Consider the following 14,856-nt stretch of genomic DNA (forward strand, 5'->3'; position numbering starts at 1 on the left):
CAGGCTGGGCTGTGCCGTTGGTCTTTTACTCTTCGCGCACGGCCAAGGATTTCATGTCAGCGGATCTGTAAAGAAGCAGCCCTTTTCTTGCTGCACTTGGCAGGCTTTACGTCGTTCAAGTTGCGAGCGGCCAAAGTGCGCGTCAGAATGCCCTTTTCTCCAAGCAGCGCATGCTTGGCTTGCACAAAATAGAAGTGGTCTTGCTGCGTGTCATGGATGATGAATTCGATACGTTCGCCACAGTGCGGATCCGGTTTGCAGGGGATGATGAACCAGTGTCAAACAATTGGAGGCTCCGATGAATGCCGAACTTGTGCTATATACAACGCAGGATGGAGACGCTCAGTTCTTCTTGCGTGCTGAAAACGGCACCGTTTGGCTGACCCAACTTGAGCTGGCCGAGTTATTCCAGACGACAAAGCAGAACATCAGCCTGCACGTGCGCAATGTGCTGGCAGAGGGGGAGCTTCAGGAGGGTTCAGTTGTCAAGCAAGACTTGACAACTGCCGCCGACGGCAAGCGCTACCGCACGCAGCAATACAACCTGGACATGATTCTGGCGATCGGCTACCGCGTGAAGTCGCCGCGAGGGACGCAGTTCCGTCAATGGGCCACCACCCATCTAAAGGAGTTCCTGGTCAAGGGCTTCGTTATGGACGACGAACGCCTGAAGGACGTGAGCCGCTGGGATTACTTTGATGAGCAGCTTGCACGCATCCGGGACATCCGAACGTCGGAGAAGCGCTTCTATCAGAAGATTCGGGATCTGTTTGCTCTGTCTGTGGACTACGCCGACGACCCAGCAGCGACGGGTCTGTTTTATGCGGAAGTGCAGAACAAGATGTTCTACGCGGTGACGCGGCACACGGCGGCCGAGCTAGTGGTTCGGCGTGCCGATCCCTCTCAGCCCAATATGGCGTTGCTGTCCTGGAAACAAGGGCGCGTGCGGAAGGCAGATGTGATCGTGGCGAAGAACTATCTGAATGCTGAAGAGCTGGACGACTTCAACCGCATCGCGAGCATGTTCATGGATTTTGCAGAGCTGCGCGCAAAAAAGCGGCAGAACCTGCGCATGGCCGATTGGCGTGCATATGTGGACAGCTTTATCGAGTTCAACGAGAGCCCGCTATTGAAGGGGGCGGGAAAGATGAGCCACAAGGCGATGACGACGATTGTTTATGACCGGTACGAGCAGTTCGATGCCGCGCGGCGGAAGGAAGAGGCTTTGGCGGCGGATCGGGAAGATTTGAGGGAGTTGGAACGGGTGGAGAAAATGTTGAATAGCCGGGAACGTGGTTCAAAAGGGACGACCGATGGTGCCTAGCGGTTGGGAATCACTGCCGCAGATGAACCTGGCGCAATGGCAGGCACTGAAGCAGTCTGGCGAAGCTGCCGACTATCTGGAAAGGTCCCTCATCTAGCAGGCGGCAAATGCCGGCCCCTTCACCGCGCCGCCCGCGCCTTCAAATCCGCCATCTCTTCATTCATCAGCTGATGCGCATACCTTGAAAACACGCTGACCAGCCGCGTGCGCGTGTGATACGGCGGATACAGCAATGCCACCGTCACCGGCACCGCGGGGCTGAACGGGCGGACCTCAACGCCGTTGGCCTCGTACTCTTCGCGCGCGGCCAAGGGGTTGATCAGCGCCACGCCCAGGCCCGCGCCCACCAGCGCGCATACCGATGATCCCAGCCCCGCTTCGGCCACCGTCTGCCGCTCCACCTTGGCCGACTTGAAGACGGCGTCGATCTTTTCGCGCAGCGGCGTGGCGCTGGGAAAGGCAACGAAGGGTTCGCCCGCGAAGTCGGCGGGTTTCAGCTTTTTCAGCTTGGTCAGGCGATGCCCCTTGGGCAGCACCGCCACGCAGTTCATCGTCATAACGGGTTCGACCTGAATGCCGGGGCTGTCGCCCGACAGCATGGCCAGCCCCGTGTCGCAAAAGCCCGAACTGATCCAGTTGTGCACCGCGCTGGCGTTGCCCGAATGGATGGACACCATCACGTCCGGGTACTCGGTCTTGAAGGCCGCGACGATGCGCGCGAGCATGCCGCCCGCCAGCCGTGGCATGGCCGCCACGCTCAGGCGGCTGGCGCTGAACGAGCGGATGCTGGCCGCCGCCGACTCCAGGCCTGCCAGGCCAATAAAGGTTTTTTCCACCTCTTGAAAGAAGCGCGAGCCGTCCTGCGTGGGGCTCAGGCGGCTGCCATTGCGGTCGAACAAGGGAAACTGGGTGATGGCTTCCAATTGCGCAATTAAGCGGCTAACGTGCGGCTGCGAGGTATGCACGCGCCGCGCGGCGGCCGTCATCGAGCCGGTCATCATGACGGCTCGGAAAGCCTCGATGTGTCTTAAGCCCATCCGTGGAATGGCCATATCAAATCCGTATAGAGGAATACCTGATTGGAACTGGATAAAACCATACTGCTAGTTGATACTTTTTGCCAGCCGCGGGGCTCATCGCGGGACGTGGCGGACGCCGGACAAACCGGCGCCGCCGATCGTGACTACAAACACGCGCCGGTTGCACGGCGCCAAGGGAATCAGATGAAAGCATTTGCCGCGATCTCCGTCGCTGCCGCCCTGCTGGGCAGCACGGCCACCGCCCACGCCGAAGGCACCAGCCGCCTGGACAAGATCCGCGAAACCGGCGTGATCACCCTGGGCCACCCCGAGACCTCGGTGCCCTTCGCCTATCTCGACGGCAACCAGAAGCCCATCGGCTATTCGGTCGAGATCTGCCAGGAAGTGGTGCAACACATCAAGACGGCACTGAAGCTGCCCAAGCTGGAAGTGCGCTACAACCCGACGACCTCCGCCACGCGTATCCCGCTGCTGGCCAATGGCACCATCGACCTGGAATGCGGCAACACCACCAACAAGCTCGACCGCCACAAGCTGGTGTCGTTCGCGCCCACGACCTTCGTGGCGCAGGTGGTGCTGGTGGCGCGCAAGGACGGCGGCGTGGACCCCAACAACCTGGAATCGTTCCGGGGCAAGACCATTGCCGCCCAAGCCGGCGGCCAGACTTTCCGCCTGATCTCGCAATTGAACGCCAAGGGTAACCTGGGCATCACGATGGCGCCCACCAAGGACACCGCCGAGACCATCCTGATGGTGGAATCGGGCCGAGCCGCCGGGTCGGCCAACGATGACGGCATCGCCTATGGCGCCGTGGCCTCGTCGAAGAATCCGGATGCGTTCGTGATCGGCACCAAGGGCCTGGAAATGGCGCCCTACGGCATCATGGAACCCAAGGACGACCCCGCATTCAAGAAGGTGGTGGACGATGCCGTGGTGGACCTGATGAAGAGCGGCAAGGTCGCGGCGATCTACAACAAGTACTTCAATTCGCCGATTCCCCCGAAGCAGATCAACCTGAAGTATCCGATGAGCGATGCGCTCAAGCGCGCGCTGGCCAACCCGACCGACTCGGGTGACCCGAAGGTGTACGAGTAAATAGCAAGTTGTCCGCGGGACGCCCAGGCGTCCCGCGGCGGTTTTGGGGCCAGGCGCCGCGAACGGCGCCGCCATCTAGGGCACGGGCATGAATTACAACTGGAGTTGGAGCGTCTTTCTGGAGATGTCGCCGGACGGCGTGCATAACTTCCTGGAAACGCTGCTGATCGGCGTGGGCTGGACGCTGGCGCTGGCGCTGACCGCGTGGGTCTTTTCGCTGTTGCTGGGATCCTGGCTGGGCGTGATGCGCACGGCGCAGTCTCGCGTGATGAATGTGCTGGGGGCGACCTACGTCGAGCTGTTCCGCAACGTACCACTGCTGGTGCAGATGTTCCTGTGGTATTTCGTGCTGCCAGAATTGCTGCCGCATGCCTGGGGCCTGGCGATGAAGCAGATGCCGCAGCCGTGGGGCCAGTTTGTGCCCGCCGTGCTGTGTCTGGGGTTTTATGGTTCGGCGCGCGTCGCCGAGCAACTGCGCGCCGGCATCCAGTCCTTGCCGCGTGGCCAGTTCCAGGCGGGGACCGCCCTGGGGCTGACCGAGGTGCAGGTGTACCGCTACATCATCCTGCCCGAAGCGTTTCGCATCGTGCTGCCGCCGCTGACGTCCGAGTTCATGGGCACCATCAAATATTCCTCGGTGGCGCTGACGATCGGCCTGCTGGAGCTGACCGGCCAGGCGCGTTCCATGCAGGAATTCAGCTTCCACATCTTCGAGGCGTTCTCCGCCGCGACGGTGATCTACCTGATCCTCAACGGCATGGTCGTGCTGGGCATGCGCCTGCTTGAACGGCATATCGCGGTGCCTGGCCTGATCGGCGCGGCCAGCAACGGCGCGGCCAGCAAAGCCGGTCCGGCCGCGGTCAAGACCGCCGCCCTGAGCCGATAGGGGATCGCGATGGGTAAATTTGATTTCGATGTGATCTGGACCGCGCTGCCCTATCTGTTCCAGACGGGCATGACGTTCACCTTGACGCTGACGGTGCTGGCCGCCGTGATGGGCCTGGCGCTGGGCACGCTGCTGGCCATGATGCGGCTGTCGCGCTTCAAGATTCTGTCGGTGCCGGCGGGCATCTACGTGAACGTGATGCGCTCGATTCCGCTGCTGCTGGTGATCTTCTGGTTCTACTTCCTGATGCCGTACATCGCCGCCTGGGTGGTGGGCTCGGCCACGCCCTTGCGCGTGGGGGCATTCAATTCGGCGGTCATCACCTTCACCTTGTTCGAAGCCGCGTACTTCTGCGAAATCATGCGGGCGGGGATTCAGTCGATTGCGCGCGGCCAGGTGTCGGCCAGCATGGCGATCGGCCTGACGCCGTGGCAGGGCATGCGCTACGTGGTCCTGCCGCAGGCGTTTCGCAACATGGTTCCCGCGTTGTTGACCCGCGTGATCATCCTGTTTCAGGACACGTCGCTGGTCTATGTGCTGTCGTTGACCGACTTCCTGGGCGCGGCGTCCAAGATCGGCCAGCGCGATGGCCGGCTGGTGGAGCTTTATCTATTCGTGGCGGTGGTGTATTTCGTGATCTGCTTCACGGCGTCCCGCCTGGTCAAACTACTGGAAAAGCGCACCCGTGTGCTGCGATAGGGTTTAACGATGCAACTATCTTCGACGCCTCCGATGATCGAGATCTCGCAGGTCAGCAAGTGGTATGGCGCCTTTCAGGTGCTGGATGAATGCACGACGACAGTCGGCAAGGGTGAAGTCGTGGTGGTGTGCGGGCCGTCGGGGTCCGGCAAGTCCACGCTGATCAAGACCGTGAACGCGCTGGAGCCCTTTCAAAAGGGCAACATCGTGGTCAACGGTATTTCGGTGGGTGACCCGCGCACCAACCTGCCCAAGCTGCGGTCGGTGGCCGGCATGGTGTTCCAGCACTTTGAACTGTTTCCGCATCTGTCGGTGACCGAAAACCTGTGCCTGGGCCAGACCAAGGTGCTGGGCCGGGGCAAGGAAGAAGCCCGCGCGCGGGCGCTGACGCTGCTTGAGCGCGTGGGCCTGTCGGCGCACAAGGACAAGCACCCGGGTGAACTCTCGGGCGGCCAGCAGCAGCGCGTGGCGATTGCGCGCGCGCTCTCGATGGACCCCGTGGTGATGCTGTTTGACGAGCCCACCTCAGCGCTGGACCCCGAGATGGTCAACGAGGTGCTGGACGTCATGACGGACCTGGCCAGCGAAGGCATGACGATGATGGTGGTGACCCACGAAATGGGGTTTGCCCGCCGCGTTGCCGACCGTGTGATCTTCATGGACGGCGGCAAGATTGTCGAAGACTGCGTCAAGGACGAATTCTTCGGCAATGTAGAGGAACGTGCTCCGCGCACGCGCCAGTTTCTTTCCAAGATTTTGCAGCATTGATACCCATGACCCAGCGGACTCCCGCCGACAATCCCGCCCTTCCCGTCGACCTGCGCAGCGACACGGTGACCCATCCGACGGCGGCCATGTACGAACGCATGCGCACCGCGCCGATCGGTGACGACGGCCTGGATGGCGACCCTTCCGTGCGCGCGCTGGAAGCCCATGTGGCGGCGCTGCTGGGCAAGGAAGCCGGGCTGTTCGTGCCCAGTTGCACGATGGCCAACCTGCTTGCCGTATTGGCGCAAACGCAGCGTAACGAGCAGGTGGTGCTGGAATCGTCCGCCCACATGTACACCTCGGAACGCGGCGCGGCCACGTTTACCGGGCTGTTCTACCAGGGCGTGTCCGGCACGGATGGCGCGATGGACCTGAACCGGCTGGACGAGGCCTTGCTGTCGGGCGGGCATCGGTTGAAGACGTCGCTGGTGGCGATGGAGACCTCGCACAACAACGCCGGGGGCGCCGTCCTGCCGCTGGAGCACATGCGTGCCGTGTACAGCATGGCCAACGCCGGTGGCATTCCCGTGCACCTGGACGGTGCGCGCTTGTTCAACGCGGCCGTGGCGCTGGGCGTGCCGGCGGCCGAGATCACGCAATATGCCGACACGGTGTCGCTGTGCCTGTCCAAGGGCTTGAGCGCACCCGTGGGCGCGGTGCTTGTGGGCACCAAGGCCGTGATGGCCCGTTCGCGCACGTTGCGCCGCATGCTGGGCGGCACGCAGCGCCAGTCGGGCATCATGGCGGCGGCCGGCCTGGAAGGCGTGCAGACGATGACCGGCCGGCTGGTCGAAGACCACGTCCGCGCGCGCCGCTTGAGCGATGGCATCAACCGCCTGGCGCCGGCCTTGTCGGCCACGGTGCCGCAGACCAATATCGTGCAGGTCGAGACCGCCGACTCCGGCATGACCAACACGCAGTGGGTGGCGGCCTTGCAAGCCGAAGGCCTGCTGACGCGCCCGTGGGGCCGCACGCGCCTGCGTTGCGTCACGCATCGCCACATCGAGGACGAGGACATCGACATCGCCGTGCAGGCCTTCGCGGCGGTGCTGGAAAAACGCTGAAAAGTGCTGAAAAAGTGCTGAACGCCAGCACTGAAAACTGGCCCTGAAACCCAGTGTTCATCGGCACCGCCGGCCCATTGCGGCGGTGCGATAATGCCGCATGTCCACGACTCACCTCACCCGAAAAGACTATTTCTGCGCGCTGGCGGTCGTGGTCATATGGGGTCTTAATTTTGTTGTCATGAAGGTCGGCATGCAGGGCCTGTCGCCCATGATGCTGGGCGCGCTGCGATTCGCGCTGGCGGCCTTTCCCCTGATCCTTGTCGTGCGCCGGCCGCAGCTGCCGTGGCAATGGATCGCGGCCTACGGACTGGTGCAGGGGCTGGGCCAATTCGGCCTGCTGTTCACCGCGCTGAAGTTCGGCATGCCGGCCGGCATGGCCTCGCTGGTCATCCAGACCCAGGCATTCTTCACCTTGCTGCTGGCGGCCCCCGTGCTGGGCGAACGCGCGCGGCGGCACCACTGGATTGGCTTGGGCGTGGCCGCGCTGGGGCTGGCCGTGATCGCGGGCGGCCGCGGCGAAGGCCCGGGCCAGATGACCATGCTGGGCTTTGTGCTGACGCTGGGCGCCGCGTTCATGTGGGCGGCGTCCAACATGATTGTGCGGCGTGCGAGCCGCAAGGCGCCCGGCTACGACCCCTTTGCCTTCATTGCCTGGAGCAGCGCCGCGCCGGTGCTGCCGTTCCTGCTGCTGGCCGTGCTGATCGACGGCTGGGAGCCCGTGGTGGGCATGATCACCGGCATCGGTTGGGGCGAGGCGCTGTCGGTGCTGTACCTGGCGGTGCTGGCGACGCTGGTGGCCTACACGCTGTGGACACGCTTGCTGACGCGCCATCCGGCGGCCAAGATCGCGCCGTTCTCGCTGCTGGTGCCGGTGGTGGGCCTGTGGGCGGCGTCCATGGCGTTTGGGGAACGGCTGCAACCGTTGCAGTGGCTGGGTGCGGGCTGCGTGTTGGCGGGCCTGATCATCAATCAGGTCGGCGGACGCTGGCTGCGCAGCCGCTGAGATAGCCGAAGAATTCGGCTTGCCAAGCTCGCCCGTGCCCCGCCTAAACCTCGCCTGGGGCCCCGCCTCAACCCCTCGGCTGACTGGACTACGGCTTAACGCCGAGGGCACTCTGCTTCTCAGACCCCGCCTACTCCCCGCCTACACCTGTTCGAAGCGGATGTAACGCTTGTCGGTGTATTCCCGGCGCGTCGTGATTTCTTGCACGGACGCGCCCGGCGGGCCGCGCCGCAGCCACTCAAGCATGTGGTCCACCTGGTCGGGCGTGCCCTGCACCAGGGCTTCGACCGTGCCGTCCAGCAGGTTCTGCACCCAGCCCGTCACACCCAGCATGTGGGCGCGCCGCACCGTGGCGTGGCGATACCCCACGCCTTGTACCGTGCCGCTGACTGACACGAGGACGGTTTCGATATGGGAGTCGGTTTTAGGGTCTTGCATGGATTTTTCCTTCGGATGATGCGCCGCCAATGGGATGAGTAGGCGGTTATGGCTACAGCGGATGGTCTATAGGCCCGGTGGGCATCGAAGCGATACGTTAGTGCTCATGTCAAAACGTGCCAACGGGAACACCCGCTACTAGAGCTTGGAGAAGCCATTATGGAAGAGACCAGTTTGTTGTCGGAAGCTGAGACAGCGCGCTACAGGGATCAGGGCTACCTGGCCTTGAAGGACATGTGCCCGCAGGATGAAGTTGGCTATATCCGTCGCACCCTGCTGGACTTGTTCGCGAACAAAACGGGATACAACGAAGGTGCGCAGTATGACTTCGTCAGCCGCGACGACCCGTCCAAGCCCGCGAAGTTTCCAAGCCTGCACGATCCGCGTCATTATGCCCCCGGTCTACTGAAGACGACTTACCACGAACGTACGCTGGACCTGGCGCGGCAGTTGCTGGGCGAAGAGGCGGCGCTCTATGGCGAGCACGCGCTGCTCAAGCCCGGTCCGTTCGGCCCGGAAACGCCGTGGCACCAGGACGAGGCGTTTCGCTCGCCCGACTTCGTCTACAACGAGCTGAGCATCTGGCTGGCGCTGCAACCCGCCACCGTGGAAAACGGCTGCATGCAGTTCATCCCCGGGTCCAACAAATGGGACGTGCTGGAGCATCGCTCGCCCGGCGGTGACAAGAGCCTGCATCCGCTGGAATGCTGCGGCGACTTTCAACGCGACCAGGCGGTGGCCGAACCGCTGGACCCGGGCGGCATCACCGTGCATGACGCCCGCACGCTGCATTTCACCGGGCCGAACACGTCGCCGTCGCCGCGGCTGGCGTACATCCTGATCTACAACACGCCGCCGGTCTACAAGCCGGGACGCCGCGAATTCCCGTGGCTGGAAGGCCGCTGGACCGACAGTCAGACGCGCAAGAAGCAGTGGCACAAGCGCGGCGGGCTGGCCGTGGACGTGATGCGCCGGCTGCCGGGTGCGCGGCTGACCAGCCCGCGTTGGGTAGCGTGGGCAACCATACGCGCGGTCAGCAAGGTCTGGCCGCGATAGCTCGGGCGACGGGGCCATAGAGCCCCAGTCAGAGGGGGGGCGAACGAGGCCGGCAAGCAACGCTTGCCGGCCTCGGCGCGTATACTGAGCGGCGCCGCAGGGCCTGTCGCCCACGCGTTGCGGCGCAGCCGCCCGCAGCCGGCGGCTCCAGATTCCAAGAATACGAAACGTAGCTGGCGCCCTTCCATCACTCCTCAGACCTCTCATGACCGCTAACCTTTCTACGATCACCTGCATCGAAGATCTGCGTGTCGTCGCGCAAAAGCGCGTGCCCCGCATGTTCTACGACTACGCCGATTCCGGCGCCTGGACCGAAGGCACCTACCGCGCCAATGAAAGCGATTTCCACAAGATCAAGCTGCGCCAGCGCGTGGCGGTGAACATGGAAGGCCGGTCGCTGCGCACCACGATGGTGGGCCACGACGTGGTGATGCCGCTGGCGATTTCGCCCACCGGCCTGACCGGCATGCAACATGCCGACGGCGAGATCCTGGCGGCCAAGGCCGCGGCGGATTTCGGCGTGCCGTTCACCTTGTCCACGATGAGCATCTGCTCGTTGGAAGACGTGGCCGAAGCCACCAGGAAGCCGTTCTGGTTCCAGCTCTACGTGATGCGCGACCGCGAGTTCGTGGCCAACCTGATCGACCGCGCCAAGGCCGCCGGCTGCACCGCGCTGGTGCTGACGCTGGACTTGCAGATCCTGGGCCAGCGCCACAAGGACATCAAGAACGGGTTGTCGACCCCGCCCAAGCCCACGCTGCGCAACCTGATCAACCTGGCGACCAAGCCGCGCTGGTGCATGGGCATGCTGGGCACCAAGCGCCGTACCTTCGGCAACATCGTCGGGCATGCCAAGGGCGTCAGCGATCTGTCGTCGCTGTCGGCCTGGACGGCCGAACAATTCGACCCGCGCCTGAGCTGGGACGACGTGGAATGGATCAAGCAGCGCTGGGGCGGCAAGCTCATCATCAAGGGCATCCTGGATGTGGAAGACGCGCAACTGGCCGCCAACAGCGGCGCCGACGCGCTGATCGTCAGCAACCACGGCGGACGCCAACTGGATGGCGCCATGTCGTCGATCGCCGCGCTGCCGGCGATTGCGGATGCGGTGGGTTCGAAGATTGAAGTCTGGATGGACGGCGGCATCCGTTCCGGGCAGGACATCCTGAAGGCGGTGTCGCTGGGCGCGCGCGGCACGATGATCGGCCGTGCCTTCCTGTACGGCCTGGGTGCGTATGGCCAGGCGGGCGTCACCCGCGCGCTGGAGCTGCTGTACAAGGAAATGGATACGACGATGGCGCTGTGCGGCCGCCGCAATATTGAAGTGGGCGACCGCAGCATTTTGCTGCCGGGTACGTATCCGACGTAATGGGGCAGGCCCGGCGATGTGGCTGGGTTGGTTCGGGTTCCGGCGTTGCTTGATGGGTTACGCGCGATCGTCATCTGCATTCTTGCCGCGAATCTTGCGCGCTTCACCCATCCTACGAGCTTCGTAGGATGGGTGAAGCGCGCGATGCTTTGCACAAGAACCCCATCGCCAATCGCGCGTAACCCATCACCCCCCCGCCAAGACACAGCCGGATTACTTCCGGTTCCACCGACGCCCACCCCCCAACATCACCCCCCGTTACCCGCGCCCAGGTACTGGCTGGGGCGGCGCAGAGCCGGGTCGAAGGGGTTGATCTGCGCGCCTACCGCGTCGGCCTCGCGGCGCAGCATTTCAACGATCAGCGGCAGGCGTTCGTCGTCGATGCGTTCGATGGGGGCGGCCACGCTTAGCGCCGCCACCGTGACGCCGTTGGGGTCGTAGACCGGCACCGCCAGCCCTGCGATGTTCGGGAACACGCCCTGCCCCTGGCTGCGCGCGTACCGCCGTTCCAGGCATTCCTTGATGCGTACCCGCATCGAAATCTCGTCCACAAACCCCAGATGGTGCAAGCGCGGAATGTTGAAGCGGATGACTTCTTCGCGCTCGGCTTCCGGCAGGCTGGCCAGCAACACCAGGCCGCCCTGGCCCATGCCCAGGGGCACGCGCCCGCCAATATCGCCGGTATGCGAACGCACCGGGAAAGCGCCATCCACGCGGTCCACGCAGACCGCGTCAAAGCCGCTGCGCACCAGCAGGAAGATGGTGTCGTTCAACATGCCCGACAGGCGCAGCATGGCCGGTCGGTACAGCGAGCGCAGGCTGGACTGGTGCGTGCCGGCCGCCGCGGCCAGTGAAAAGAACGCCACGCTCAGTTGATACCCCTTGCTTTGCGGGGGCTGCTCCACCACGCCTTCCTGCATCAAGCCCTGCAGCACGCGGTGCACCGTGGCCTGCGCCTGCCCGGTACGCGCCGCGATGTCGGTCAGGCGCAGCTTTTCCCCTTTTGCGTCTGCCAGCACGCGCAGCACGGCAAACGCCCGCTGCAACACGCCCTGGCCCCCAGATTCGTCCGCTGTCTCTGATTTCTTCATTATTGAATTCCGGTGATCAAAATACCTAACCGCATTTTTATCAGTAAATTCAGTCTAATGGAAATTTTAGATAAAAAATTCGATTCTTCGGAAAACCCTTATTGACCCGTCCTTTTCGCGAATCCTAGACTGCCCCATCAATAAGCCGCCGCGCCGGGAAACCGGTTCAACGGGCGGCACAACGCCCGCATCGGGCGACGGGGTTTGGAAAATGTCATTTCTGCGGCTGGACAACGTCTCGAAGAACTACGGCGACCTGCGCGTCGTTTCCGATCTGAACCTGACCGTTGAAAAAGGGGAATTCGTCTCGCTGCTGGGCCCCTCGGGCTGCGGCAAGACCACCACCTTGCAGATGATTGCCGGCTTTGCGGACGTGACGCAGGGCGTCATCACCCTGGACGGGCGCGACATCACCCATGCCAAGCCCAACACGCGCGGGCTGGGCATCGTGTTCCAAAGCTATGCGCTGTTCCCGCACCTGACCGTGACCGACAACGTGGCCTTCGGCTTGAAGATGCGCAAGGTCGAACGCGCCGAACGCCATGACCGCGTGCGTGAAGCGCTGGCGCTGGTGAAGCTGGACAAGCATGCCGACCGCTATCCGCGCGAGCTTTCCGGTGGCCAGCGGCAACGCGTGGCGCTGGCCCGCGCGCTGGTCATCCGCCCGCCCGTGTTGCTGCTGGACGAGCCCCTGTCCAACCTGGACGCCAAGCTGCGCGAAGACATGCAGTTTGAACTGCGCGGCATCCAGAAGAAGATCGGCACGACTACCGTGATGGTCACGCACGACCAGGCCGAAGCCTTGTCCATCAGCGATCGCGTGGTGGTCATGCAGGACGGCCGCGCCACGCAGGTCGACGCCCCATTCCGCATGTACGAACATCCGCAAAGCGAATTCATTTCGCGCTTTGTGGGCAAGACCAACCTGCTGCCCGGCCGCGTTACCCGCTGCGGCGAGCAAGCCGAAGTCGAGACCGGCGCGTTGCGCGTCCTGGTCGATGGCGAAGGCTTGCGCCACGGCGACAACGTGCAGTTGTCGCTGCGCCCGGAAAAGCTGGTGCCGGTGCCCCCGGGCCAGGGCAAGCTGGCCTGTGTGGTCAGCACGCGCTACTTCCTGGGCAGCCAGTGGATGTACGACCTGGATTCACCGGTGGGCACGCTGACCATCCTCACGCCCAACGACGGCCGCCGCCCGCACGACGACGGCGAGGCCATCGGGCTGGACTGGGCCGAGGGCGTGTTGCGCGTGCTGCGTGCCCCGGCCGCCTCGACCGTCCAAGAGGCCGCCTGACATGGCAACGCTGACGCACGCCGCGGCCGGCCCCAAGCCCCGCAACGACGGCCTGCTGGCCATCCTGGGCTCCATCCCGCTGACTATCGTTTTTTTGACGCTGGTGCTGACGCCGCTGGGGCTGACCCTGGTGCTGTCCTTCCGACCGTTCGACTACAGCACGGGTATCTTGCCGGGCCACACGTTCGAACACTATCTGGCGGTGGTCACCGACAGCTACTTCCTCGAGATCTTCTGGCGCACCTTCTGGATCGCCGGCGTGACCACGCTGATCTGCGTACTGATCGGCGCGCCCGAAGCCTACATCCTGTCGCGCATGGGCAAGCCCTGGCGCTCCATCTTCCTCTTGGTGGTGCTGTCGCCGCTATTGATCTCGCTGGTGGTGCGCGCCTTTGGCTGGAGCATGCTGCTGGGCCCGCACGGTGTCGTCGGCCGCGCCGCCGACGCCTTGGGGCTGGGGCCGCTGCTGTACACGCCCACCGCCGTCATCATTGGCCTGGTGCACGTGATGCTGCCCTTCATGGTGATCCCGGTGTGGACGTCGCTGCAAAAACTGGATCCCACCGTTGAGCACGCCGCGCTGTCCTTGAACGCCTCGCGCTTTCAGACGCTGACGCGCATTGTGCTGCCGCAGGCCATGCCGGGCATTCTGTCCGGCAGTTTGATCGTGTTCGGCCTGTCGGCAAGCTCATTCGCCATTCCCGCCTTGCTGGGCGGACGCCGTCTGAAGATGGTGGCCACCGTGGTGTACGACGAGTTCCTGACCGAGCTGAACTGGCCGCTGGGCGCGGCCATCGCCATCATCCTGCTGGTGGTCAACGTCGTGATCATGATGGCCTACAACCGCGTCGTTGAACGCTCTTACCGCCGCAGCCTGGGCTAAGGCGCCAAGGAACCAACATGCAGAAAAATGGCCCCTTCGCGCTCGCGTTCAACTTCCTGGTGGTGGTGTTCGTGCTGGCGCCGCTAGCCATCGTGTGCCTGGTGGCGTTCACGCCGGAATCGACCCTGACGGTGCCCACCACGAGCTTTTCGCTGCGCTGGTTCCGCGCGGTGTTCGAGCACCCCAACTTCATGCAGGCATTCCAGAACAGCCTGTGGCTGGCCTTCCTGTCGGCCACCATCGCCGTCTGCCTGGCCGTGCCCGCCGCCATCGCCATCACGCGCTACCGCTTTCCGGGGCGCGACGTGTTGAACGGTTTGTTCCTGTCGCCGCTGATGATTCCGCATCTGGTGCTGGGCGTCGCCCTGCTGCGCTTTTTCGCGCTGATGGGCATGGCGGGCAGCTTTCCCTGGCTGGTCGCCGCGCACGTCGTCGTCATCACCCCCTACGTGATGCGGCTGGTGATCGGCGCGCTGGTTGGCTTTGACCGTTCGATTGAACACGCCGCGCTGTCGCTGGGCGCCAGCCGCGCCACGGTGTTCTTCCAGATGACCTTGCCGCTCATCATTCCCGGCGTGTCGGGGGGCTGGCTGCTGGCCTTCATCAACAGCTTCGATGAGCTGACGATGTCAGTCTTCATCACTGCGCCGTCCACCATCACCCTGCCCGTGCGCATGTACATGTACGCCACCGAATCCATCGACCCGATGATGGCTGCCGTGTCCGCGCTGGTCATCGTGCTGACCGCCGTCACCATGCTGCTGCTGGACCGCGTGTATGGCCTGGACCGCGTGCTGGTGGGGCAAAAATGAAACCCTTGCCGATGGCGAATAGAGAGGCGCCGGC

The 14,856-nt window shown here is 63.7% G+C and carries 15 protein-coding genes; 12 read left to right on the top strand and 3 right to left on the bottom strand.

What is annotated here, in order from left to right; all coding sequences use genetic code 11:
* The first annotated feature begins 298 nt into the window (after positions 1-298).
* Positions 299-1,324 carry a virulence RhuM family protein gene (locus P8T11_RS19915; protein WP_268080415.1) on the top strand — a complete coding sequence of 342 codons (1,026 nt, stop codon included), beginning with the start codon at positions 299-301 and terminating at the stop codon, positions 1,322-1,324.
* A gap of 119 nt (positions 1,325-1,443) precedes the next feature.
* Here P8T11_RS19915 and P8T11_RS19920 read toward each other — a convergent pair whose 3' ends face one another.
* Entirely contained in the window at positions 1,444-2,376 is a 933-nt protein-coding gene (locus tag P8T11_RS19920) for a LysR substrate-binding domain-containing protein (protein ID WP_278072148.1), read from the bottom strand.
* 171 nt (positions 2,377-2,547) lie between these two features.
* On the opposite strand from P8T11_RS19920, the gene P8T11_RS19925 reads away from it, so the two are divergent.
* The 6 genes from P8T11_RS19925 to P8T11_RS19950 all read left to right on the top strand — a co-directional run bounded on the left by P8T11_RS19925 (position 2,548) and on the right by P8T11_RS19950 (position 7,882).
* Complete coding sequence (locus P8T11_RS19925) at positions 2,548-3,459, top strand: amino acid ABC transporter substrate-binding protein (protein ID WP_268080414.1); 912 nt, start codon at positions 2,548-2,550, stop codon at positions 3,457-3,459.
* A gap of 88 nt (positions 3,460-3,547) precedes the next feature.
* The gene (locus P8T11_RS19930; RefSeq protein WP_268080413.1) at positions 3,548-4,345 is read left to right on the top strand and encodes an amino acid ABC transporter permease; all 798 of its coding nucleotides are present in this window, start codon (positions 3,548-3,550) and stop codon (positions 4,343-4,345) included.
* 9 nt (positions 4,346-4,354) lie between these two features.
* Positions 4,355-5,044: an amino acid ABC transporter permease gene (locus P8T11_RS19935; RefSeq protein WP_050447373.1), complete on the top strand. Its 690-nt coding sequence runs from the start codon at positions 4,355-4,357 to the stop codon at positions 5,042-5,044.
* 33 nt (positions 5,045-5,077) lie between these two features.
* A complete protein-coding gene (locus tag P8T11_RS19940; protein ID WP_050447375.1) occupies positions 5,078-5,812 on the top strand; it encodes an amino acid ABC transporter ATP-binding protein in 735 nt (244 codons plus the stop codon).
* A 5-nt stretch (positions 5,813-5,817) separates the two neighbouring features.
* The gene (locus P8T11_RS19945; RefSeq protein WP_268080412.1) at positions 5,818-6,876 is read left to right on the top strand and encodes a threonine aldolase family protein; all 1,059 of its coding nucleotides are present in this window, start codon (positions 5,818-5,820) and stop codon (positions 6,874-6,876) included.
* A gap of 100 nt (positions 6,877-6,976) precedes the next feature.
* Complete coding sequence (locus tag P8T11_RS19950) at positions 6,977-7,882, top strand: EamA family transporter (RefSeq protein ID WP_268080411.1); 906 nt, start codon at positions 6,977-6,979, stop codon at positions 7,880-7,882.
* A gap of 141 nt (positions 7,883-8,023) precedes the next feature.
* Here the strand turns inward: P8T11_RS19950 and P8T11_RS19955 are convergent, their stop codons facing one another.
* Entirely contained in the window at positions 8,024-8,320 is a 297-nt protein-coding gene (locus P8T11_RS19955; protein ID WP_268080410.1) for an acylphosphatase, read from the bottom strand.
* 159 nt (positions 8,321-8,479) lie between these two features.
* Here P8T11_RS19955 and P8T11_RS19960 point away from each other — a divergent pair, with 159 nt between their 5' ends.
* Both P8T11_RS19960 and P8T11_RS19965 read left to right on the top strand, forming a co-directional pair.
* Positions 8,480-9,376: a phytanoyl-CoA dioxygenase family protein gene (locus P8T11_RS19960; RefSeq protein WP_268080409.1), complete on the top strand. Its 897-nt coding sequence runs from the start codon at positions 8,480-8,482 to the stop codon at positions 9,374-9,376.
* A 205-nt stretch (positions 9,377-9,581) separates the two neighbouring features.
* Positions 9,582-10,745 carry an alpha-hydroxy acid oxidase gene (locus P8T11_RS19965; protein WP_268080408.1) on the top strand — a complete coding sequence of 388 codons (1,164 nt, stop codon included), beginning with the start codon at positions 9,582-9,584 and terminating at the stop codon, positions 10,743-10,745.
* Between the two features lie 248 nt (positions 10,746-10,993).
* Here the strand turns inward: P8T11_RS19965 and P8T11_RS19970 are convergent, their stop codons facing one another.
* Positions 10,994-11,836: an IclR family transcriptional regulator gene (locus P8T11_RS19970; RefSeq protein WP_268080407.1), complete on the bottom strand. Its 843-nt coding sequence runs from the start codon at positions 11,834-11,836 to the stop codon at positions 10,994-10,996.
* Positions 11,837-12,047: 211 nt separating this feature from the next.
* On the opposite strand from P8T11_RS19970, the gene P8T11_RS19975 reads away from it, so the two are divergent.
* From P8T11_RS19975 to P8T11_RS19985, 3 genes are read left to right on the top strand one after another with little or no spacing between them, the layout of a single operon-like run.
* Entirely contained in the window at positions 12,048-13,127 is a 1,080-nt protein-coding gene (locus P8T11_RS19975; RefSeq protein ID WP_268080406.1) for an ABC transporter ATP-binding protein, read from the top strand.
* Position 13,128: 1 nt separating this feature from the next.
* Entirely contained in the window at positions 13,129-14,010 is an 882-nt protein-coding gene (locus P8T11_RS19980) for an ABC transporter permease (RefSeq protein ID WP_268080405.1), read from the top strand.
* 17 nt (positions 14,011-14,027) lie between these two features.
* Positions 14,028-14,822 carry an ABC transporter permease gene (locus P8T11_RS19985; RefSeq protein ID WP_050447385.1) on the top strand — a complete coding sequence of 265 codons (795 nt, stop codon included), beginning with the start codon at positions 14,028-14,030 and terminating at the stop codon, positions 14,820-14,822.
* Positions 14,823-14,856: the final 34 nt, after the last annotated feature.

The sequence above is a fragment of the Achromobacter spanius genome, from assembly GCF_029637605.1.
In the GTDB taxonomy this organism is placed as follows: Bacteria; Pseudomonadota; Gammaproteobacteria; order Burkholderiales; family Burkholderiaceae_B; genus Achromobacter; species Achromobacter spanius_E.